Annotated in this window: 17 protein-coding genes; 6 read left to right on the top strand and 11 right to left on the bottom strand. The window is 63.1% G+C overall.

Going from position 1 to position 21,099, the window contains the following annotated elements; all coding sequences use genetic code 11:
* Nucleotides 1-103: 103 nt before the first annotated feature.
* From BA190_RS04315 to BA190_RS04330, 4 genes are all read right to left on the bottom strand, one after another.
* Complete coding sequence (locus tag BA190_RS04315) at nt 104-919, bottom strand: inositol monophosphatase (protein ID WP_068283123.1); 816 nt, start codon at nt 917-919, stop codon at nt 104-106.
* Between the two features lie 143 nt (nt 920-1,062).
* Nucleotides 1,063-2,127, bottom strand: coding sequence for an ABC transporter ATP-binding protein (locus BA190_RS04320; protein ID WP_068283126.1), 1,065 nt, complete (start codon nt 2,125-2,127; stop codon nt 1,063-1,065).
* The gene (locus tag BA190_RS04325; protein ID WP_068283129.1) at nt 2,124-4,352 is read right to left on the bottom strand and encodes an iron ABC transporter permease; all 2,229 of its coding nucleotides are present in this window, start codon (nt 4,350-4,352) and stop codon (nt 2,124-2,126) included. The genes BA190_RS04320 and BA190_RS04325 overlap by 4 nt, the downstream gene beginning before the upstream one ends.
* Nucleotides 4,353-4,555: 203 nt before the next feature.
* A complete protein-coding gene (locus BA190_RS04330; RefSeq protein ID WP_068283135.1) occupies nt 4,556-5,575 on the bottom strand; it encodes an ABC transporter substrate-binding protein in 1,020 nt (339 codons plus the stop codon).
* A gap of 202 nt (nt 5,576-5,777) precedes the next feature.
* On the opposite strand from BA190_RS04330, the gene BA190_RS04335 reads away from it, so the two are divergent.
* A complete protein-coding gene (locus BA190_RS04335; protein ID WP_068283138.1) occupies nt 5,778-6,824 on the top strand; it encodes a LacI family DNA-binding transcriptional regulator in 1,047 nt (348 codons plus the stop codon).
* Nucleotides 6,825-6,947: 123 nt separating this feature from the next.
* On the opposite strand, the gene BA190_RS04340 is transcribed toward BA190_RS04335, so the two are convergent.
* The 3 genes from BA190_RS04340 to BA190_RS04350 all read right to left on the bottom strand — a co-directional run bounded on the left by BA190_RS04340 (nt 6,948) and on the right by BA190_RS04350 (nt 9,938).
* The gene (locus tag BA190_RS04340; protein WP_068283141.1) at nt 6,948-7,961 is read right to left on the bottom strand and encodes a GTP-binding protein; all 1,014 of its coding nucleotides are present in this window, start codon (nt 7,959-7,961) and stop codon (nt 6,948-6,950) included.
* Nucleotides 7,958-8,848: a DMT family transporter gene (locus tag BA190_RS04345; RefSeq protein WP_068283144.1), complete on the bottom strand. Its 891-nt coding sequence runs from the start codon at nt 8,846-8,848 to the stop codon at nt 7,958-7,960. The genes BA190_RS04340 and BA190_RS04345 overlap by 4 nt, the downstream gene beginning before the upstream one ends.
* Before the next feature lie 139 nt (nt 8,849-8,987).
* Nucleotides 8,988-9,938 carry a choline ABC transporter substrate-binding protein gene (locus BA190_RS04350; protein WP_068283147.1) on the bottom strand — a complete coding sequence of 317 codons (951 nt, stop codon included), beginning with the start codon at nt 9,936-9,938 and terminating at the stop codon, nt 8,988-8,990.
* Between the two features lie 100 nt (nt 9,939-10,038).
* Here BA190_RS04350 and BA190_RS04355 point away from each other — a divergent pair, with 100 nt between their 5' ends.
* The 5 genes from BA190_RS04355 to BA190_RS04375 all read left to right on the top strand — a co-directional run bounded on the left by BA190_RS04355 (nt 10,039) and on the right by BA190_RS04375 (nt 15,673).
* Nucleotides 10,039-11,061: a GlxA family transcriptional regulator gene (locus BA190_RS04355; protein WP_068283149.1), complete on the top strand. Its 1,023-nt coding sequence runs from the start codon at nt 10,039-10,041 to the stop codon at nt 11,059-11,061.
* A 134-nt stretch (nt 11,062-11,195) separates the two neighbouring features.
* Nucleotides 11,196-12,332 carry an SRPBCC family protein gene (locus BA190_RS04360; protein ID WP_068283152.1) on the top strand — a complete coding sequence of 379 codons (1,137 nt, stop codon included), beginning with the start codon at nt 11,196-11,198 and terminating at the stop codon, nt 12,330-12,332.
* Nucleotides 12,333-12,499: 167 nt separating this feature from the next.
* Entirely contained in the window at nt 12,500-13,429 is a 930-nt protein-coding gene (locus BA190_RS04365) for a 3-keto-5-aminohexanoate cleavage protein (protein WP_068283155.1), read from the top strand.
* A 51-nt stretch (nt 13,430-13,480) separates the two neighbouring features.
* Entirely contained in the window at nt 13,481-14,428 is a 948-nt protein-coding gene (locus tag BA190_RS04370) for a 3-hydroxyacyl-CoA dehydrogenase NAD-binding domain-containing protein (RefSeq protein ID WP_068283158.1), read from the top strand.
* Between the two features lie 9 nt (nt 14,429-14,437).
* The gene (locus tag BA190_RS04375) at nt 14,438-15,673 is read left to right on the top strand and encodes an NAD(P)/FAD-dependent oxidoreductase (RefSeq protein ID WP_068283161.1); all 1,236 of its coding nucleotides are present in this window, start codon (nt 14,438-14,440) and stop codon (nt 15,671-15,673) included.
* 99 nt (nt 15,674-15,772) lie between these two features.
* Here BA190_RS04375 and BA190_RS04380 read toward each other — a convergent pair whose 3' ends face one another.
* From BA190_RS04380 to BA190_RS04395, 4 genes are all read right to left on the bottom strand, one after another.
* Nucleotides 15,773-17,116, bottom strand: a complete 1,344-nt coding sequence (locus tag BA190_RS04380) for a D-alanyl-D-alanine carboxypeptidase family protein (RefSeq protein ID WP_068283164.1) — start codon at nt 17,114-17,116, stop codon at nt 15,773-15,775.
* A 228-nt stretch (nt 17,117-17,344) separates the two neighbouring features.
* Nucleotides 17,345-18,538, bottom strand: coding sequence for a choline ABC transporter ATP-binding protein (choV, locus tag BA190_RS04385; RefSeq protein WP_068283170.1), 1,194 nt, complete (start codon nt 18,536-18,538; stop codon nt 17,345-17,347).
* Complete coding sequence (choW, locus tag BA190_RS04390) at nt 18,538-19,368, bottom strand: choline ABC transporter permease subunit (RefSeq protein ID WP_322433576.1); 831 nt, start codon at nt 19,366-19,368, stop codon at nt 18,538-18,540. The genes choV and choW overlap by 1 nt, the downstream gene beginning before the upstream one ends.
* A gap of 324 nt (nt 19,369-19,692) precedes the next feature.
* Entirely contained in the window at nt 19,693-20,643 is a 951-nt protein-coding gene (locus tag BA190_RS04395) for a choline ABC transporter substrate-binding protein (RefSeq protein WP_068283176.1), read from the bottom strand.
* Between the last annotated feature and the right edge of the window lie 456 nt (nt 20,644-21,099).

Raw genomic sequence — 21,099 nt, forward strand, 5'->3', positions numbered from 1 at the left:
GCCGCGCCGCTTGCCGCGGGACCCCGGCAAGGTTCGTGCAGGAAACGTCAAGGCCGGAACCGCGGACGTCTCGTCCGCCTTCTGCCTTCTTCTTGGTATTCCATCACGCCGCGACTGTCTCAGCCTGCTCCACCAGCCGCATCAAGCCATCCCAGGCCCCCGGCGCCGCACCGATAACCCGCCCGCCTCGGGCGAGATCGCCATGGGCGAGGAAGTTCTCGACCTTTCCGCCCGCCTCGCTGATCAGGCACAGGCCGGCCAGGCAGTCCCAGGCATTCATATGCGGTTCGTAATAGCCGACCAGCCGGCCCGCCGCGACATAAGCCAGCATCAGCGCGCCCGAGCCGTTACGGATGAACATCCCGCCCTCATGCAGGAGAGCATTGAGAAATCCGGTGATGATCTCCGGCGCCACGCGGTGATTGGCGCCCACCCCGAGCACGCCGTCGACCAGGCTTCTTTGGTCCGAAAGCCGCAAAATGGTGCCGTTGAGCGTTGCTCCCTGGCCGAGGGCCGCGGCATAGAGTTCGTCGCGCACCGGCGCATAGATCACCCCGACGACCGTATCGATGCCCCAGGTGACCGCGACCGAGACGCACCAGGACGGCAGGCCGAAGACGAAGGGGCTGGTGCCGTCGACCGGGTCCATCACCCAGCAATAGCCGGACGTGCCTTCGCTCAAGCCATACTCCTCGCCGAGCAGGCTATCGTCAGGAAAAACCGCGTGGATACGCTCGCGCAGCAACCTTTCGCTGGCCTTGTCGGCGGCCGAGACCACATCCTGCGCATTGGCCTTGGTCTCGACCGCGAGCGTATCGCGGTCGTTGAAGAAGGACAGCGCCAGGAGGCCGGCCTCCCGGATGATATCCCGGGCAAGATCGAGGCGGGCGGCGATGTCGGCGGCGGCAGGCGATGTCATGGGGCAATTCCTGAAGTACCTGAAATACATGAAGGCTAGGGCCAGCCGTCATTGCGAGCGCAGCGAAGCAATCCAGATGATGCGCCCCCGGCTTTCTGGATTGCTTCGCTGCGCTCGCAATGACAAGCTTCCACGGACCATCCTCATTCCGGCACCAGGGCAAGGCCCCGGTCGTGCAGGTCGACGCCGATGGCTGTCCCCGGCGCGAGCATGCGGTCGGTGCCCGAGTCGACCAGGAAGATCGGGCCGGCCTTGGTCTCGATCTCATATTCGACATGGTCGCCGAGATAGGCGGCGTGCAGCACCTTGCCGGACAGCATGGCGCCGGTAGCCTCGCGCAGGGTCATGGCATTGGGGCGGATGGCGAGCTTGGCCGGGCCGACGGCCAAGCCACGGGCCGCGAGAGCATGCCCACCCTCGCCGACCCGGATCTCGGCCCGGCCATCAGCCACGCGGGTCACCTCGCAGGGCACCACATTGGCCTCGCCGATGAAATCGGCGATGAAGGCGGAGGCTGGCGCCTCGTAGAGCTCACGCGGCGTGCCGGCCTGGGCGATCCGGCCCTGATGCATGACGATAACCGTATCGGAGACGGCCAGGGCCTCTTCCTGGTCATGGGTGACGTAAACCGCGGTGAAGCCCAGGCGCTGCTGGAGTTCGCGGATCTCGGTGCGCACCCGCCGGCGCAGCCGCGCATCGAGATTGGAGAGCGGTTCGTCGAGCAGGAGCACCTGCGGCTCGACCACGAGGGCACGCGCCACGGCGACGCGCTGCTGCTGGCCGCCCGACAGCTCGCTCGGCAGGCGCTCGCCATAGCCGGCCAAACCAACCAGCGCGAGGCCGTCGTCGGCCTTCTCGCGCGCTTCGGCCTTGCGCAAGCCCGATGATATCAGGCCGTACGCGACATTGTCGGCCACGCTCATATGCGGAAACAGAGCATAGGACTGGAACACCATCGAGACGTCGCGCTCATTGGCCGGCAGCGCCGTGACGTCCTTGCCGCCAATACTGATGCGGCCGGCACTGGGATGTTCCAACCCGGCGATCATGCGCAAGGTCGTCGTCTTGCCGCAGCCCGAAGGGCCGAGCAGGGTCACCAGCGTGCCTGGTTCGATCGTGAGCGATAGATCGGCGATGGCCGTCACCGCGCCAAAGCTCTTGCTCACATTCTGGAAGGTGACCGAGCCCGGCCTGATATCGATACTCATGCCGCCTTCTCCTGAGGTCTGGTTGCGGATCTGGCCGGCAGGCCGGCGACGCGGTCCTCGCGGCGCAGCCGGCGTTCGCCGACCAGGGCCTGGAAGCCGCCGATCACGGCGATCATCACCACGATCAGCACGCTGGAATAGGCGATCGCCACGCCATAGCTGCCGTTCTCGACGAGGCCGACGATATAGGCGGTCGCCATGTTGTACTGGGCGCTCACCAGGAAGATCACGGCGCTGATCGAGGTGATCGAGCGCACGAAGCTGTAGACCAGGGCGGCGACGATGGCCGGGCGGAGCAGCGGCAGGATCACCCGCCGCGCCGTGGTGAAGGAGTTGGCGCCCAGCGTCAGCGAGGCCTCGTCGAGGCTGCGGTCGATCTGGCTCATTGCCGCCACGCCGCCGCGCACGCCGACCGGCATGTTGCGGAAGACGAAGCAGACGATCAGGATCAGCGCCGTGCCCGTCATCTCCACCGGCGGCAGGTTGAAGGCGAAGACGTAGGAGACGCCGATGATGGTGCCGGGAATGGCGAAGCTCATCATCAGGGCAAATTCGAACACCGAACGCCCGGCGAAATTCTGCCGTACGATGAGATAGGCGGTGATGAGGCCGACCACCGCTGTCAGCGGTGCCGAGATCAGGGCGATTTCCATGGTCGTCCAGAACGAGCCCCAGGCGACGCCGCTCCACAGGATCGCGCCCTGGTCGAAGGTCACCGCAAAGGCGCGGGTGTAGTGCTCGAGCGTGAGGCTGTGGTCGAGCCCCCAGGTCTTCACGAAGCCGCCGAACAGGATCATGGCATAGACCACCAGTGTGAAGGCCGACCAGAGAGAGACCACGCCGATGGAAAGCGTGGCGACGCCGCGGCTGAGCCCGGCATGCTGGCCGGAATCGCCCTTGCCGGTGACGGTGGTGAAATTCCTGCCGCCGAGCCAGAGGCGCTGGGCGACGAAGGCGGTCAGGGTGAAGGAGAGCAGGATCAAAGCGAGTACCGCCGCCCGGGCCGGATCCGTCTGCGCGCCCACCACGGCGAAGAAGATCTCGGTGGAGAGCACGCCATGGCTGCCACCCAGCACCATGGGATTGCCGAAATCGGCAAGGCTCTCGATGAAACCGACCAGGAAGGCATTGGCAAGGCCCGGCCGCATCAGCGGCAGCGACACCGTGACGAAGGTGCGCCAGCGATCGGCCCTGAGTGTCTGAGCCGCTTCTTCCATGGCGGGGCTGACGCCCTGTACCACGCCGATCAGCACCAGGAAGGCGATCGGGGTGAAGGAGAGCACCTGCGCAATCCAGATACCGGTGAGACCGTAGAGCCAGCGGCCGGGCGGGATGTCGAACAGGTAGGCAAGGCCCTGGGTAACCACGCCGGAACGCCCGAACAGCAGGATCAGGGCCAGGCCCACCACGAAGGGCGGCGTGATGATCGGCAGGATGGTGAGCAGCCGCAACGCCCGCTTGAAGGGAAAGCGGGTGCGCGTCGCCACCAGGGCAAAGGCGAGGCCGAGCAGGGTCGAGCCGACGCCGGTGGCGATCGCCAGCGTCAGGGTGGACCAGGCGACGCCACAGCGCCCGCTGCCGGTGAGGCAGCGCAGGGTCCAGATCGACGGGTCGGTCAGGGTGTTGAGGAAGCCGGAGGGATCGAAGCTGCCATCGATGCCCTGGAAGGCACCGACCAGCACGGTACCGACCGGATAGAACACGAAGGTGGCGACCAGGGCGATCAGGATAGTGATCGCCGACACCACGAAGGCATCGCCCCTGAGAACGCCGCGCTCGGCGAGGCCGAAACTGAACAGCAGCAGGAAGGCCGTCAGCAGCGCGGCGGCACCGGCGCCGAAAGCCTCCTGCCCGGTCCCGAGCGTACCGAACCAGGCCTCGAACACCGGCCAGCGCCAGCCCGAATAGGCGATGGCGACCCCCTGCACGACCATGACGGCCGCGCCGGCGAGGCCCGAGACGACGAGCAGCCGGGGGCGCAAGGCCGGCTGAGCCGTGAAACGGGCCAGCACGGCCGGCACCAGCGCCAGCACAGGCAGAACCAGCCACCAGCGCCCGTGCAAGGCGAGCTGAGCCAAGCCCGGCCCCGCCTTCGCGCCGGCCGGATAGTCCGTCAGCCATCCGGTCGAGAAGAGTCCGGCCTCAAGTCTGTACCAGGGCAGGATCGCCAGGCCGAGAACGGCCAGGGCGAGCACCCAGTCGAGGCGGCGGTTGCGCCTGTTCATGGCTGGCCTTTCGGAAGTCGTAGTTCCACGGCGGTGGGTCGATCTTCAGATCGACCATCTTGGAAACGCCGCGCTTGCCGGCAGGAAGATGCCGATCCCGCTCCATCATTTGATGGAGCTGAGAAGATCGGCACACCGTTTCGCGCGCCTTGCCTTGCTAAGCTGACATCTATGGGTGAGACGCCTGCGGTCCCAGGAAAACCTCAGTTGGCGTTGGCGCCGATCTCGTGGTCCCAGCGCTCCAGCAGGGCCTTGCGGGTCGCGGGTTCGCCGAATTTCTTGAAATCGTAGTCGATCAGCTTGATGTCCTCGAAGCGCGGGGCCTGGGGCGGCAGCTCGGCGTTCTTGTTGGAAGGAATCTGGAAGGACTTGGCATCCTTCATCAGCGACTGGATCTCCGGCTTGAGGGCCCAGTCGTAGAATTTCTTGGCATTGTCGAGGTTGCGCGCGCCCTTGATGATGCTCATCGAGCCGATCTCGTAGCCGGTGCCCTCGCAGGGCGCCACGGTCTTCACCGGGAAGCCCTCGGCCGTCATCGTCACCGCGTCATGCATGAAGACGATGCCGACGGTGGTCTCCCCGCGCGCCGCCGCCTTCACCGGGGCCGAGCCCGACTTGGTGTATTGCGAGACATTGGCATTGAGCTTGGTCAGGTACTCGAAGGCCTTGTCTTCGCCCATGATCTGCACCAGCGAGGCGAGCGCGGTATAGGCCGTGCCCGAGGAGTTGGGGTTGGCCATCTGGATTTCGCCCTTGAAGGAGGGATCGGCAAGATCGGCCCAGCAACCCGGCGCCTTCAGCTTCTTCTGGGCGAGGAGGTCGGCATTGTAGCCCCAGCCGAGCGCGCCGGCATAAACGCCCACGGTGCGATAGCCCGACTGCTCGGCCTGGCGCTTGGCCCAATCCTGGAGTTGATCGAGCAGTGGGGACTTGTATTCGAGGGTGAGCCCTTCCTGGGCAGCCTGCAGATGCGGGTCGCCGGTGCCGGCCCACCAGATATCGGTCTTGGGATTGGCAGCCTCGGCCCGGATCTTGGCATAGGTTTCGCCGGAGGACAGGCGGACCATGTTGACGCCGATGCCGCTGTCCTTCTCGAACCTGTTCTTCAGCAACTCGCAGACGGCGACATCCGCCGCGCAGATCAGGTTGAGCGAGCCCTCCGCCTGGGCGGCGGCCGGAAGCATGGCGGCGATGACCGCGGCGGCAGCGAGTATCTTCTTCATGGGTTTCCTCCAGGCGGCATGCTGTTCTGCTTCTATTGCACACGCGTGCAAAGGCTGCATCAGCACGATCGCCCTGTCAATCCTGAATTCCGTGCCGAAATTTATCGCAAGACGCATCCGAACTGGGAAAAGCTGCCAGCGGCGCTTGCACATGACTGCAAGGGCGTGCAACCTCCTTGCCCATGTTCGACCGGCTCTTGTCATGAAACCAGCCCGCTCCTTCGTCAGCGCCGAGGAAGTCGCCAGACTGGCCGGCGTTTCCCGTTCCGCCGTGTCCCGCGCTTTCACGCCGGGAGCCAGCGTTTCCGAAGAGACGCGCAAGCGCGTGATGGAGGCGGCCCAGAACCTGGGCTACCACGTCAACCATCTCGCCCGCGGGCTGATGCGCCAGCAGAGCGGCATCGTCTGCCTGATCGTCTCCGACGTCGACACGCCCTTCCAGTCACGGCTGGCCCGGAACCTGATCGGCCGGCTGCAGCAGGCGGGCAAGGTCGCCATGGTGATCAATTCCTCCGGCTCGCCCGAAGCCGTGGCCGGCGCGGTGCGCCAGACCCTGAACTACCGGGCCGACGCCACGGTGGTGCTTTCCGGCACGCCCGACCGGGCCATCGCCCGCACCTGCCTCGACCATGGCCAGGAGCTGATCCTGATCAACCGCGACCAGGATTTCGACGAGGCGCATACCATCACGGTCGGCAACAAGGACGCCGCCCGTCAGGCCGTGCTCGCCTTCCAGCGCGCCGGTTGCCGGCGCCTGGCCTGCATCACCTCGCGGGCCGGCACGCCCAGCCTCACCGAACGCGAGCAGGCCTTCCTCGACGCCGCCCGCCAGGCTGGCTTCGAACCGATCCATTGGCGCCAGGGCCGTACCAGCTACGAGGCCGGCGCCGAGGCAGCGCGAGCCCTGTTCACCCGGCAGGTCACGCCCGATGCCGCCTTCTGCATCAACGACCTGATGGCTTGCGGCTTCGTCGACGCCGCCCGCAAGGAGTTCGGCCTGCGCGTGCCGGAGGATCTGTGCGTCATCGGCTTCGACGATATCGAGCAGGCCGGCTGGCGCGCCTATGACCTCACGACCTTCGCCCAGCCCATAGACCGCATCGCCGACAAGGTCGCCGAACTGGTGCGTGGCGACACTGCCGGCCGCTCCGGCGGCACGGTCGGACAGGGCACGAGGACCTGCCTCGACGTGCCCCTGATCTGGCGCGGCACCGTGCGCGCACCCGATCTGTCGCAACAGGACGGCTAAGCGTTTTGCGGTTCGGCGGAATCGCCCAGAATCGCAAAGACGCGTCGAAGCAAAGAGTTTGAGCAACAAGCGCTTACGCCTGAACGCGCTTGGCTCCTGGGCACCTGGCCCCTCCTCCGGCGTTCAGAACGCCAGGGGATTGTCGGTCAGGGCCGCGCGATCGGGAGCATCCAGGCGTGGCTCGTCGCAGAAGGCCGCGAACAGGTCCTCGATACCCCGCCGGTCGAGGTCGCGGCCGATCACCACGATGCGGGTGCGCCGGTCGGGGCTCGGCCAGGCGTCGAGACGTTCCGGCGGCGCGAACCAATGCTGGACCCCGTGCAGGACCACAGGGCGCCCGGGCTCGTCGGCGAGCTTCACCAGCGCCTTGAAGCGCAGCAGGCCTTCGCCGAAACATTCGCGCAACTCGTCGATGAAGGCGATGAAACGCCCCGGCGCCAGGACCTTGTCCGTCTCCAGCGTGAAGGAAGCGATCGAGGCATCATGGGCCGAAAAGAAGGGGCGCGTGCCGACAGCAGCCCCCGCGCTCGGAAATTCGGGCTCCTCGAGCAGTTCCGCAGCACCGGCATCCGGCATGAGGCTGATGGCGGCGCGCGGGTTGAGCGCCTGCAGCCTTGCCATGAAAGCCGTGGTGTCGCCGGCGAGATCGGTCTTGCTGACCAGGATCCGGTCCGCCACCGCAAGCTGGGCGACGGCCTCGGCATGCTGGTCGAGCAACGCCTCCCCTCTCAGGGCATCGGCGACCGCGATGACGCCGGCGAGGACATAGCCCGCCGCCGCCAGTTGCGGCGCCATCAGGGTCTGCAGCACGGGTGTGGGATGGGCAAGCCCCGTCGTCTCGATCACCACACGGGCAAAAGGCGGCAACTCGCCCGATGCCCGCCGCGCCGCGAGATCGGCCAGCGTATCGAGGAGATCACCGCGCAGGCTGCAGCACAGGCAGCCCGAGGACAGCAGCACCACGCCATCACCCGATTTTTCAACCAGCAGGTGGTCGAGCCCGGCCTCGCCATATTCGTTGATCACCACGGCCGTGTCGGCCAAGGCGGGATCCTTCAGGAGGTGATTGAGCAGCGTCGTCTTGCCGGCACCGAGAAAGCCCGTGAGCACGAAGGCGGGAATACGGGGCGACGTCATGCCGATACGACCTTTCTGCGACTTTCCATCAGCACCGACGCCACCACGGCGATGAGCACCAGCGTACCACCGCTGACCTGCTCGGGCGTCAGATGCTCGTCGAGCACCTGTGTCGCCAGCAGGATCGAGGCGACGGGCTCGGCGCAGAACACCAAGCCCAGCGCTGCCGGCGGCGTCAACCGGGCTGCCGTCAAATGCACCGCAAAGGCCAGGACGAACAGGCCGATATGCAGGCCGACCGGCACGGCCGCCGCGAACAGCACGGCCGGCGAGGCGAGCCTGCCGCTGGCGAGGCAGGCGGCGAGCGCGATCGGAATCAGGATCAGCTGCGTCCAGAACCCGGCTATCGCCGGATTGATGCCGCGCGTCGCCCGCGCAGCACAGAAGAACTGCAGGGCGGCTGCCGCCGCCCCCATCAGGGCCAGCACCAGGCCCCGCCAGTCCAGCGCGCCGAAATCGGCGCCGAGCGCGATGACGAGGCCGATGAAGGCGAGCGCGAAGATGGCGAGCCGCGCCAGTGTCAGCCTTTCGCCGTCCACCAGCGGGCTGGCGACCAGGATGAGCAGCGGGTAGGTATAATAGAGGATGGTGGCGATCCCCACCGGGATGAAGGCAACCGAGGAAATATAGCACAGGCCGACGAAGCTGGTGGCGATGCCCAGGCCAAAGACCGGCAGGCGCCAGGGCCGGGCGACGGCCAGCGTGCCGCCCCGGGCGAGGCCCAGGCCGCCAAGCAGCGCCACCAGCAGAAAAGCCCGGTAGAACACCACCGTCGGCCCATTTGCCCCGGCCTCGGCGGCGAGCTTGGCGTAGGGCACATTGGCACCGTAGCAAAGCGCCGCGAGCAGCCCGAGGCTCAATCCGGTGAGGATGGTGTTGTTCGACATTGCGAGGCGGTCCGGCGGGGCTCCCGCCTGCGCGGGCTTTCAGTCAAGCTCTGGGCACGAGCGGTCTCGTCCCAATTCGGTTCATTCAAGCAAGCAACGCTCCGGTTTGTCCAGGTTCATTCGGGACAGGCGGCCGCCGTCAGAACCCCAGACTCTTCTTCACTGCCGCCAGGCCGGGCTGACCATCGAAGGTGGTCACGCCGGCGAGCCAGGCATCCAGCACGCCCGGATTGGCCTTGAGGTATTCGGTGGCGGCCGTCGGGCCGTTCTTGCCGTCGCTGAGGATCATCTGCATCAGCTTGTTCTCGATATCCACGGTGAACTTGAGGTTGGCGATGAACTTGCCCGCGTTCGGGCATTCCTGACTCCAGCCGGCGCGCTCGTTGGTATAGACCTTGGCGGCGCCGAAATTCGGCCCGAAAGTTTCGTCGCCACCAGTGAGATACTGGATCTTGAAATTGACGTTCATCGGATGCGGTGCCCAGCCGAGGAAGATAATGTCCTCGCCGCGTGCAATGGCACCCTGGACCTGGGCAAGCATGCCCTGCTCGGAGGACTCGACCAGCTGGAATTCCTTCAGGCCGTTCTTGTTGCCGTCGATCAGGCCCTGCACCAGGCGATTGCCGTCATTGCCCGGTTCGATGCCGTAGATCTTGCCCTCGAGCTGCTCCTTGAACTTGGCGATGTCGCCGAAGTCCTTCAGGCCCTTGTCATAGGTGGCCTGGGGCACGGCCAGCGTATATTTCGCGCCTTCGGGCAGATTGGCCGCCACTTCGACCACCGACTTGTCGGCGATATAGGCCTTGCGGTCGTTCTCCATGCTCGGCTGCCAATCGCCGAGATAGACGTCGATATCCTTGCTCTTCATCGAAGCATAGGTGACGGGGACGCTCAGGACCGTGGCCGTCGGGGTATAGCCGAGGCCCTCAAGAATGCGGGAAGCGACCGCCGTCGTCGCGGTGATGTCGGTCCAACCCACATCGGAAAATTTGATCGTCTTGCAAGCGTCCACATCGCCCGCCAGGGCCGTATTTGTGCCGAGACCGAGGGCCAGCGCAGCACCCATGAAAACTCTACCGATACCCGTCATTGCTTTCTCCGGATGTGTTTTTTTAATTCGCGCTAAAATTGTTGCACAAAGCCGGCCTGTATTTTAACAATTCACGCCCTCCATTTTGCATTTTTCGCCAATGTCGAATTTGGACCAAACGCCCGTTCAGCTCCTCATCGTTGTCACGCCCAGCTTCAACCTGGCGGCAACCAGTGCCTTCATCGATCCCTTCCGAGCCACGAACTATCTCGAGGGCGTGACGCGGTTTCGCTGGACTTTGGCATCGGAAAACGGAGGCCCATGTGCCGCAAGCAACGGCTTCGTGGTCGAAACGCAAAAGCTCGGCGCGATTCACAACGAGCCCTTCGACATCGTGGTCATGTCGGCAAGCTGGACGCCGGAAGCCTGGCGGACGTCGCAACTTCTCGCGGCCCTCAGGAAGTGGGCGCGCGCCGGCAGCATCATGGGCGCACTGGATACAGGCGCATTCATTCTCGCCGATGCGGGACTCTTGCGAGGGTGCCGAATTACCGTTCACTACGAGCACATCGACGCCTTCAAGGAACTCCATCCCGACATCGAGGTCTCCGAGGACATTTTTGTCCGAGACGACAAGCACTTCACCTGTTGCGGCGGCATGGCTGCGGCTGACATGGCCCTACATATCATCCGGGCCAGCTCGGGCCTTTCAATGGCGAACGCAGCTGCGCGTTACATCTTTCATCCCGCGCTGCGGCCGGCGGGGACGTCACAAAATCCCGCAGGCGTCGAGCCTGTGGGCAGTCATGTCCCGGAGGCCGTCAGGCTGGCGATTGCCGTCATGGAGCAACACCTGGAAAACGCCCTGTCTATTCCCGAAATCGCCCGTAAGGTGAAAATATCCCATCGGCAGATGGATCGTCTGTTTGTGCGTTATGTCGGGAAGTCTCCGGCTATTTACTATCGGGACATTCGATTGGACAGAGCACGCGGCCTCGTTACCCAGACCGAGCTCCCCATGGCCGAAATAGCCATCGCGTCTGGATTCGCCAGTCAGGTCCATTTCAGTCGCGCCTACCGGGAACGCTTCGGGCTTCCACCCCGCAGTGACCGCGTGGAGGGCAGGGTACCCTTTGAGTTCCGCGCCTGGCCCATGCACCGCAAGCCATCCGGCGCGAGGTGATCCGACCGGGCGCAATGGCGAAAAATGTTAAATCAGCGGCTTGCGGCGCATAGAATAAGGCCGTCGATCGCAGGAAGCTGAGGGCACCTCGAAGGCAACGGCAATGTTGCCGCGAACATCCGGAAGGTGCCAAGATGAACCTGCTTCCTTCGAAGAACGAATTTGCTTCCATCAAGGAAGGCTACTCGTCCAATCCGTCTCGTTCCCTTTCGCTGAGGGCAGATGCCTATACCGACCCGCGCTGGTTCAATGTCGATCTGCAGCAAGTCATTGCAAAGACCTGGCAATGGGTTTGCCATGTCGAAAAAGTTCGCGCTCCGGGGGCCTATGTAGCGGTCGAAGTCGCCGGCCAACCCGTTGCGATTGTCCGCGATCGTGACGGGACGCTGCGCGCCTTCTACAATGTTTGCAAACATCGCGCCCATGCTCTTTTGAAGGGCGAAGGCATCTCCAACAAGATCATGTGTCCCTACCATGCCTGGACTTATCGTCTTGATGGACAGCTTGTCCGTGCGCCCTATACGGAATCGCTGGAGGACTTCAATCCCAAGGAAATCTGCCTTGACCAGGTGCAGGTCGAGGAGTTCTGCGGCTTCATCTACGTGAATCTCGACCCGGACGCCCCATCGCTAAGCTCCCAGTCCGGCGATCTCGAGACCGAGATCCAGCATTGGGCGCCGGATATTGACAAACTGACCTTCGGTCATCGCCTCACCTACGACATCCGGTCGAATTGGAAGAATGTCGTCGACAACTTCCTGGAATGCTACCATTGCCCCACCGCCCACAAGGATTTCTGCACCCTGGTGGATATGGACACCTACAAGGTGACGACGCACGGCATCTATTCCAGTCACATGGCGGATGCCGGCAAGACCTCCAACTCGGCCTATGACGTGTCAAATGCAACCGTCAGGACCCATGCTGTCTGGTGGCTCTGGCCCAATACGTGTCTGATGCGGTATCCGGGCCGCTCCTCGATGATCGTCCTGAACATCATACCCGCCGGCCCCGACCGCACCTTCGAGACCTATGATTTCTTCCTGGAAACGCCCGAGCCCGATGCGACGGAACTCCAGACCATCAAGTATCTCGACGAGGTGCTTCAGGCTGAGGACATCGCCATCGTCGAAAGCGTTCAGAAGGGCATGAACACGCCGGCGTTCCGGCAGGGACGCATCGTCAACGATCCTGACGGCTCGGGGAAGTCCGAACACGCCGTGCATCACTTCCACGGCCTGATCCTGGACGCATACGCCCACTCGGCATGACGTCGGCTCCATGACCGGGAGGCGAGCGGCCGCTTGCCGCTCTCGCAGCCCTTCCAAAGTGCGTCCAGCGAAGCGCACGCGACGTCGGCAGTCGGCGCAACCAGCGGCCAGCTTGGGGTTCTTGACGGCGGCCTCACGGCGCAAATCCAGCAAATGAGGCTTCAATCATGTCAAAGTCGGTTATTATTACCTGCGCTCCGACCGGCGGCATCCACACGCCCACGATGTCGGAATATCTGCCCATCACCCCGTCTCAAATTGCCGAGGCGAGTATCGAAGCGGCAGAAGCGGGGGCGGCGATCATCCATCTCCACGCCCGGAATCCGCAAAATGGCAAACCCGATCCCAGTCCTGACCTTTTCATGGAGTTCCTCCCCCGCATCAAGCAGGCCACCGAAGCCGTGCTGAATGTCTCCACCGGCGGCGGCCTTGGCATGACCAGGGAGGAGCGCTTGATGGCTGCCGCCAGATCCAGCCCGGAAATGGCATCCCTCAACATGGGGTCGATGAATTTCGGCATCTTCCCGATGATGAACAAGTACAAGGACTGGAAGCACGCTTGGGAGCCCGAATTCCTGGAAATGACTAGGGATTTCATCTTCCGCAACACCTTCGCTGATATCGAATATGCCCTCAAGGAGCTCGGGGAGGGACACGGTACCCGATTTGAATTCGAGTGCTACGACCTCGGCCACCTCTATAATCTGGCCTATGTCATCGAGCAGGGATGGGTGAAGCCGCCGTTCTTCGTTCAGATGGTTTTCGGCATCCTTGGGGGTGTCGGGGCTGATCTCGACAACCTCGTTCATATGCACACCATCGCCGACAAACTATTCGGCAATGACTATGAATGGTCGGTGCTTGCGGCTGGGCGCCACCAAATGCCGTTCACAACCCAGGCTGCATTGCTCGGTGGCAACTTGCGCGTCGGCATGGAAGACAGCCTCTATCTCGGGCCGGGCCAAAAGGCCAAGTCGAGCGCCGAGCAGGTTCGAAAGATCCGTTCAATTGTCGAAAACCTTGGGCGTACGGTCGCAACACCCGATGAGGTCCGCCAGAGACTGCACCTGAAGGGTGCCGACCGAGTGGTGTTCTAGGATGACAGCAGCCTCACCGCCACATCTCCAATCCAACCAGGGCTATTCCGAATGACTGAAATCGATCATGTCGCCGTGCTTGGCGCCGGCGTTATCGGCGCGAGCTGGGCTTCCCTTTTCCTGGCGTCCGGTCGAAGCGTGGCGGTCTTCGATGTGTCCGATACTGCCGAAAGGCAGGTCAGGGACCATGTCGAACAGACCTGGCCCTTGTTGCAGGAACTCGGCCTTGTGAAAGGGGGAAACCCCGGTCTCGTCAGTTTTCACAAATCGGCAATTACCGCCGTCGAGGGGGCAAACTTTGTTCAAGAGAGCGTTCCCGAGAGGTTGCCGATCAAGCATGCGCTTTACGCGAGCATCGAGCCGGCGCTTTCGAGCAGGGCGGTCGTCGCCACATCCGCCTCGGGGCTTACGCTGAGCGAGATGCAGGCCGGTTGGAAAGATCCCTCCCGTTTTGTGCTTGGGCACCCCTTCAACCCGCCGCATCTCATTCCATTGGTCGAAGTCATGGGAAATGACCGAACCGCAGCCGGCGTGGTCGAAGCGGCAGAACGCTTCTATGCCGATGTGGGCAAGGTGACGATACGGGTGAACCGCGAAGTGCCCGGCCATGTCGCGAACCGTCTTCAAGCCGCAGTTTGGCGAGAGGCAATCCATCTCGTGAAGACGGGTGTCGCCTCCGTCGAGGATGTCGACACCGCGATGTGGGCAGGCCCCGGACTTCGCTGGGCGGCGATGGGCCCCACCATGCTCTTCCACCTGGGCGCTGGAGAGGGAGGGCTGGCTGCCTTTTGCGAGCGCTATACCGACAGCTTCAACCGCTGGTGGGACGACCTGGGCTCTCTGCATCTGAATCCCGAAATCTCGGAAGAGCTGGTTTCCGGGGTCCTTGAAGAGGCCAACGGCCACACGCCGGCGGTGTTGTCGGCCCGCCGAGATGCCCTTATCGCGTCGATGCTCAAGGCCATGACGCCATTGCGAGCCAACAAGACTGAAGCCTAGGAGACAGCTATGACAGTGACCGATCACAGTGGTGCCGTCGTCGTTGTCGGCGCCGGGCAGGCAGGCCTTTCGGCCTGCGTCAAATTGCGGGAACTCGGTCACGACGGCCCGATTACTCTAATTGGGTCGGAAGCCTACCCGCCGTATCAGCGGCCGCCTCTTTCCAAGGGCTATTTGCTTGGCGAACTATCGGAAGAGCGTCTATCGCTCCGGCCAATCACCTATTACCAACAAAACGGTATTGACCTTCGCCTTTCCCAGGAGGCGGTCGCAATCCATGCCGACCGCCATGAAGTCGAACTGAGCGACGGTGCGGTCCTCGTCTACTCCAATCTTATCCTGGCGACCGGTTCTCGGCCCCGGCCCCTCCCTGAAGGCATGGGAGGCAAACTGGCCGGCGTCTACAGCGTCCGTTCCATTGCCGACATCAAGACAATGGGGCCGGAGTTCCAAGCCGGCCGCCGTGTCCTTGTCGTGGGAGGCGGCTATATCGGACTGGAGGCGGCGGCCGTTGCCGCTAAGCTGGGACTCACGGTGACGCTCATTGAATCCGCGCCACGGATCCTCCAGCGAGTGGCCTCGGCGCAGACCGCGGCATTCTTTCAGGACCTGCACCGCCACCACAACGTGCAGATTCTGGAGAGCGCGGAGTTGGCAACCCTGACGGGCGAGCGAGGTCGCATTACCGCGGCCTCCTTGAAGGACGGCCGTGAGATCCCGGTGGATTTCGCCATCGTCGGTATTGGCGTTCACCCCAATGTGGAACTGGCTCGAGCGGCCGGGATTGAAATCGATAACGGGATCAAGGTCGATTCCAACTGCCGTACATCCGATCCGTCGATTCTAGCCGCCGGCGATTGCGCGTCCTTTCCCTGGAAAGGGCAAAGAATACGGCTGGAAAGCGTAGGACATGCAATCGACCATGGGGAAGCTGCTGCTCGCACGATCATGAACCGATCCAACGGTTACAATGCCAAGCCTTGGTTCTGGTCGGATCAGTTCGATGTGAAATTGCAAATTGCGGGGATCGGCACTGGGCATGATAGCCTTGCAGTTCGGAAACTATCCGAAAAATGCATGTCGCTTTGGTATTATAAAGGCGCTGACCTACTCGCCGTCGACGCGATCAACCAGCCTGGCGCCTATATGGTTGGAAAGCGTTTGATCGAAGCCGGGAAGTCACCCGATCCCGCGTTGATATGTGATCCAGAAACCGACCTGAAGGCGCTCCTGTGCGCCGTTTGAAACCATGCCGATGTTCGAGGTCCTGATTGATGTTCGAGGTCTCGATCATTCAGACCATGCACTTTCCATCGGACGGACGGACCGTACGCTCCCTGCCCCCTATGGCTGGTGAGGGACCTTGCGCTTGGGCGGCTTGGCAGGGGTCTTGGCAGAGGCCTTGGGCGCCGTCTTCGGCGTGCTGTCGGCGGCCTTCTTCAAGTTCTTGCGCCCCTTGTTGAGCTTGGGGTCGGTGAGCTGATCGGGCACCGCCAGAGACTTGCCCGGATCGGCATAGCCGGCAGCCGTCACGCCCTTCTTGCCGGCGAGCTTGCTGGCCGGCAATGCCTTCGCAGGTTTGGGCGGCAGATCGGCGAGAATGGGCGTATTGGCCAGGCTGTAGATCGGGCGCCGGGGGCCGAGATAGGGGCCGACCGCAATCGGCGGTGCCGTCACCCAGCTCGCCAGCAGCGGGCTGGCCTCCGGTACGGGCGCTGCCGGGCTGCCGGGCAGTACCTCGGCGGTGTCGGCACTCTCCGCCGCACCCGACCCGCCCTTCTTGCGCGAGCAGGCGATGTCGCGGATGTCGGTCGGGCCGGGATAGGCCGAGGCCGGCAGCTGGGTGGCGAGCGGCGCCTTGGTGAAGAAGCCGCCACCCGAATTGGTGTAGTTGGCTTCGAACAGCGCCACCGCCTGGTTGGTGCGTACCTTGGGCGTCGGCGCGCCCATGATCACCGTGATCAGCTTGCGGCCGTTGCGAGTGGCTGTCGCCACCACGTTGAAGCCGGCGGCGCAGATGAAGCCCGTCTTCATGCCGTCGGTGCCGGGATAGCGATAGACCAGGGCATTGTGGGTGCGCATGACCCGGCTGCCGGACTGGATGGTCTGGATCTGGAACAGCGAGGCATATTGCGGGAATTGCGTGATGATGGCATCGGCCATCACCGCCATGTCGCGCGCCGAGGTGATCTGGCGCGGATCGGGCAGGCCGTTGGGATTGACCCACTGGCTCTGGGCCATGCCCAGAGCCCGCGAATTGGCGTTCATCTCGGCAGCGAAGGCATCCACCGAACCAGACACGCCTTCGGCCAGGGCTACGGCGATGTCATTGGCCGAATGCACCACCAGCATCTTGAGAGCGTCGTCGATGGTCACCATCGTGCCGACCGGATAGCCCATCTTGGAGGGCGCCTGCCTGGCGGCGAGCGGCGAAATCGCGATCGGCGTGCCCAGATCGACGCGTCCGGCCTTAATCGCCTTGAACACCGTATAGGCCGTCATCAGCTTGGTGAGCGAGGCCGGATACCAGGGCCTGGTTGCATCCTGCTGCTGCAGCACCCTGCCGCTGGCCGCATCGACGACGATGGTGGGGTTCGCCATGGGATTGGAACGCGCAACGCTTGCGGCGAGTCCGAGGGCCAAACCGGCCACGAGCGTGGTTGTGATTGCGCGATTCGTAATACCCATCCGTTCCTCTTTCGGCTTCAGCGGCGGCCACCCATCCTCCGCAAGGGGGGCATTTTGATGACCACCCCGGTGAATTGGCGCACATGCATGGGCAGAGGGGGCAGTATCGCGGCAAAGCCTCGGCGGATCAACCGCGCATCCACAGCCGATCGCCGCGCCGGCAGCGTATGGTTACCGGCGCGCCGAAAGGGGCCTGGAACAGGCCGGCCGACCTCGAAGCGACTTGCTCTAGGCGTCCTGCTGCCGGAGTACGGCCTGCAGCACATCCTTGACGCCGATGGCGCCGACAAAACGGTTCTCGCCATCGAACAGGGCAACGGGCGCCGTATTGGCCTTGTGCATGGCCAGCATCACCGTCTTGAGCGACGTGCCGGGGCTGGCCCAATAGCAAGGATGTTCCCCCTCAGCGACCGGCTTTTCGCATTCGGAGCAATGCACCCAGGCGCCATGCACGCCATCGCGCTCGGCTTCGATGACATGGCCGCCGTCATCGAGCCGGAACCGGGTGGTCTGGCGGGTGTCGAGCCAGATCCAGCCGTCCTCGCCGCGATGGAGATCGCGGGCATCCTGCATGACGTGCCAGGCCGTGAGCACGCTGAGCGGGTTCACATTGGCAATGAATTCCTGGACATAGTCGTTGGCCGGACGCAGCACGATATCCTCGGGCCGGCCCGACTGCACGATGCGACCGCTCTCCAGGATGGTGATGGTGTTGCCGATCTTGAGGGCCTCCTCCAGATCGTGGCTGACGAAGATGATGGTCTTCTTCAGTTCCTTCTGCAATTGCAGCAGCTCGTCCTGGAGCTTGGTGCGGATCAGCGGATCGAGCGCCGAGAAAGGTTCGTCCATCAGCAGGATCGGCGCATCGGTGGCAAAGGCGCGGGCAAGGCCAACGCGCTGCTGCATGCCGCCCGACAGCTCATGGGCGAATTTCTTTTCCCACTGCTTGAGGTTGACCAGTTCCAGCTGCTTGTCGACCTTGGCCTTGCGCTCGGCTTCGGGCACGCCGGCGAGTTCCAGGCCGAAGCCGACATTCTCCGCCACGGTGCGCCAAGGCAGGAGCCCGAATTGCTGGAACACCATGGCGACGGCGTGCTGGCGTACGTCGCGCAGGGTCTGCTCGTTGCAGCTGACCACGTCGACCATCTTGTCCCTGGACTTTACCAGGACCTGGCCGCGCGTCACCTTGTTGAGACCGTTGACGGCGCGCATCAGGGTTGACTTGCCGGAACCCGACAACCCCATCAAAACGCTGATCTCGCCTTCCTGCACTGTGAGGTTGCCGTTGGCGCAGCCGAGCACCGAACCGGTCTTCTCCAGGATCTCGGCTCGTGTCGACCCGGCGTCGAGCAACTTGATGGCCTCGGCCTGGCGCGAACCGAAGATGATATCGACATTCTTGAAATCGACGGCAATGCTCATCAGTGTGCTCCCTTCGTACGGCACAGACGATCGAGCACGATCGCCAGAATCACGATGCAGGCGCCCGCTTCGAAGCCGCGCGGAATGTTGAACTGCCCCATGGCGCGCACGACGTCGACGCCAAGGCCTTCGGCACCGACCAGGCCGGCAATGACGACCATCGACAGGCTGAGCATGATGCATTGGGTGACGCCGGCCATGATGGTGGGCATGGCGTGCGGCAGTTCAACCTTCCACAACAGCTGGCGCTTGGTGGAACCGAAGGCTTCGCCGGCCTCCTTGAGCGCGACCGGCGTGGAAGTGATGCCGAGATAGGTCAGGCGCACCGGCGCCGGCAGGGCGAAGATCAGCGTGGCGATCAGGCCCGGGGCAAAGCCGAGACGGAACAGGGCAACCATCGGGATGAGGTAAACCAGGGTCGGCAACGTCTGCATCATGTCGAGGATAGGATGCAGCACGGCGTACAGCTTGGGTCGATGAGCCGCCATCACACCGAGAGGAATGCCGATCGCCATGGCAATGGCCGCCGACCACAACACGAGCGAAACTGTCTTCATCGTGTTGGACCAATAGCCCTGGTTCCAGATGAACAGGCAACCCAGGAAGACGAACAGGCACAGGCCCCAGGAACGGTGCCGCCACCACGCGAAGGCGAGGACGAGTATGATGATGACGATGGGTGGCGGATATGTCAGGAGCAGGGACGTCCCGCTGACCGTCTTCTCAATCCCGACACGAAGCGGATCGAAGAGCCAAGTCGTGCAGTATTTCTGTAGAAACTCGATGACGAGCTGCATGAACTTGCCGAATGGCAGCTTCGTATCAGTCACCCAATCGAACATTATTTCCCCCGCGCTATGCGGTGGGACATCGGCCCCTGCAGTGGCCAGGCCACGACAGGTTCCAGCCGCCCCCCTGCGTCATGATTGCTAGGGCAAAGCGTGTCCAAACAGAACCACACTTTTGCTCCAACTCCGTGTTCGAACGCGTCTGTGCGATTGCCGGCGAGGCCGCCAGATCACAAAGCGCAATAACCCCAACGAAAGCATGGTTTTGTCGAAGACCGATCTTGCGTCGGCCTGGCTGGGCGATCCGGCGGGGCATTTCCCCGCCGGGCTTGCTGGTTGGATTTCAATCGGAAGGGAAGGCCGGTCTCAGAGACCAAGGCTCTTCTTCACGGCATCGACGCCGGGTTGACCATCGAAGGTGGTCACGCCGGCAAGCCAGGCATCGAGCACGCCCGGATTGGCCTTGAGGTACTTCTCGGCGGCAGCCTTACCTTCCATGCCGTCGCCGGTGATCATCTGCATCACCTGGTTCTCGAGGTCGACGTTGAATTTAAGGTTGGAGACGAACTTGCCAGCGTTGGGGCATTCCCCGCTCCAGCCGGCGCGCTCGTTGGTATAGACCTTGGCGGCACCGAAGTTCGGGCCGAACGTATCGTCGCCCCCCGTCAGATACTGGATCTTGAAGTTGACGTTCATCGGATGCGGAGCCCAGCCGAGGAAGACGATGTCCTCGCCGCGCGCAATGGCGCCCTGGACCTGGGCGAGCATGCCCTGCTCGGAGGATTCGACGAGCTGGAATTCCTTCAGGCCGTTCTTGTTGCCATCGATCAGGCTCTGCACCAGGCGGTTGCCGTCATTGCCCGGCTCGATGCCGTAGATCTTGCCCTGGAGCGAATCCTTGAACTTGGCGATGTCCCCGAAGTCCTTCAGGCCCTTGTCATAGGTCGCCTGCGGCACGGCCAGCGTGTATTTCGCACCTTCAGGGAGATTGGCAGCCACTTCGACCACCGATTTGTCGGCGATATAGGCCTTGCGATCATTCTCCATGCTCGGCTGCCAATTGCCGAGGAAGACGTCGATATCCTTGCTCTTCATCGAAGCATAGGTGACGGGGACGCTGAGAACCGTGGTTGTCGGGGTATATCCGAGGCCTTCGAGGATACGAGAGGCGATAGCCGTCGTTGAGGTGATATCGGTCCAGCCTACATCCGCGAACTTCACCGTCTTGCAAGCCTCTGCATCGCCTGCCAGGGCAGCGCCGGTGCTCAGGCCGATGGCCAGCGCGGCACCCGCGATCATTCTACCAAGTCCCGTCATTTCATTTCTCCCGGAAAACACCGAAGGCCGAATCTGGGATAGACCCAGTCCGTCTTGTCTTTGTTAACCCCTCTCGACCCCAGACGGGATCGAACTCTTGCCACGGAGCCCTTTCCCCTATGGCAATTCAGCACGAAAGACAGTGCTTGTCCCGCGATTTTCAGGCGCTGGATGACGCCAACGGCACAAAGCCGCCCATCCGCGCCAGAACCGGTTTGCATCGATTTCTTGGCGTTGTCGTATGGGCATTCTATTGATTGAACATATAATCAATTAAACCTGGAACCGGTCGATCTTGGATGCGTCCAGGCGACACTCTGTGTCATAGTCGCGCCACTTTCCCAATCCGGGATGCGACGAGAATTCGAGTGATTTACCCCGTGCGGAATTTCCGGATGTTGCCAAGGATCGGCAGGATCCGGAAATTCTGCAGGCATTCGAGATCCCGCAGCAACC

Source organism: Labrys sp. WJW (assembly GCF_001676615.1).
Taxonomy (GTDB): Bacteria; Pseudomonadota; Alphaproteobacteria; order Rhizobiales; family Labraceae; genus Labrys; species Labrys sedimenti.

Excerpts from the sequence above, each read along its gene's own strand:
- BA190_RS04315 (WP_068283123.1), bottom strand. The coding sequence starts at position 919 with ATGACATCGCCTGCCGCCGCCGACATCGCCGCCCGCCTCGATCTTGCC.
- BA190_RS04320 (WP_068283126.1), bottom strand. The coding sequence starts at position 2,127 with ATGAGTATCGATATCAGGCCGGGCTCGGTCACCTTCCAGAATGTGAGC.
- BA190_RS04325 (WP_068283129.1), bottom strand. The coding sequence starts at position 4,352 with ATGAACAGGCGCAACCGCCGCCTCGACTGGGTGCTCGCCCTGGCCGTT.
- BA190_RS04330 (WP_068283135.1), bottom strand. The coding sequence starts at position 5,575 with ATGAAGAAGATACTCGCTGCCGCCGCGGTCATCGCCGCCATGCTTCCG.
- BA190_RS04335 (WP_068283138.1), top strand. The coding sequence starts at position 5,778 with ATGAAACCAGCCCGCTCCTTCGTCAGCGCCGAGGAAGTCGCCAGACTG.
- BA190_RS04340 (WP_068283141.1), bottom strand. The coding sequence starts at position 7,961 with ATGACGTCGCCCCGTATTCCCGCCTTCGTGCTCACGGGCTTTCTCGGT.
- BA190_RS04345 (WP_068283144.1), bottom strand. The coding sequence starts at position 8,848 with ATGTCGAACAACACCATCCTCACCGGATTGAGCCTCGGGCTGCTCGCG.
- BA190_RS04350 (WP_068283147.1), bottom strand. The coding sequence starts at position 9,938 with ATGACGGGTATCGGTAGAGTTTTCATGGGTGCTGCGCTGGCCCTCGGT.
- BA190_RS04355 (WP_068283149.1), top strand. The coding sequence starts at position 10,039 with ATGTCGAATTTGGACCAAACGCCCGTTCAGCTCCTCATCGTTGTCACG.
- BA190_RS04360 (WP_068283152.1), top strand. The coding sequence starts at position 11,196 with ATGAACCTGCTTCCTTCGAAGAACGAATTTGCTTCCATCAAGGAAGGC.
- BA190_RS04365 (WP_068283155.1), top strand. The coding sequence starts at position 12,500 with ATGTCAAAGTCGGTTATTATTACCTGCGCTCCGACCGGCGGCATCCAC.
- BA190_RS04370 (WP_068283158.1), top strand. The coding sequence starts at position 13,481 with ATGACTGAAATCGATCATGTCGCCGTGCTTGGCGCCGGCGTTATCGGC.
- BA190_RS04375 (WP_068283161.1), top strand. The coding sequence starts at position 14,438 with ATGACAGTGACCGATCACAGTGGTGCCGTCGTCGTTGTCGGCGCCGGG.
- BA190_RS04380 (WP_068283164.1), bottom strand. The coding sequence starts at position 17,116 with ATGGGTATTACGAATCGCGCAATCACAACCACGCTCGTGGCCGGTTTG.
- choV (WP_068283170.1), bottom strand. The coding sequence starts at position 18,538 with ATGAGCATTGCCGTCGATTTCAAGAATGTCGATATCATCTTCGGTTCG.
- BA190_RS04395 (WP_068283176.1), bottom strand. The coding sequence starts at position 20,643 with ATGACGGGACTTGGTAGAATGATCGCGGGTGCCGCGCTGGCCATCGGC.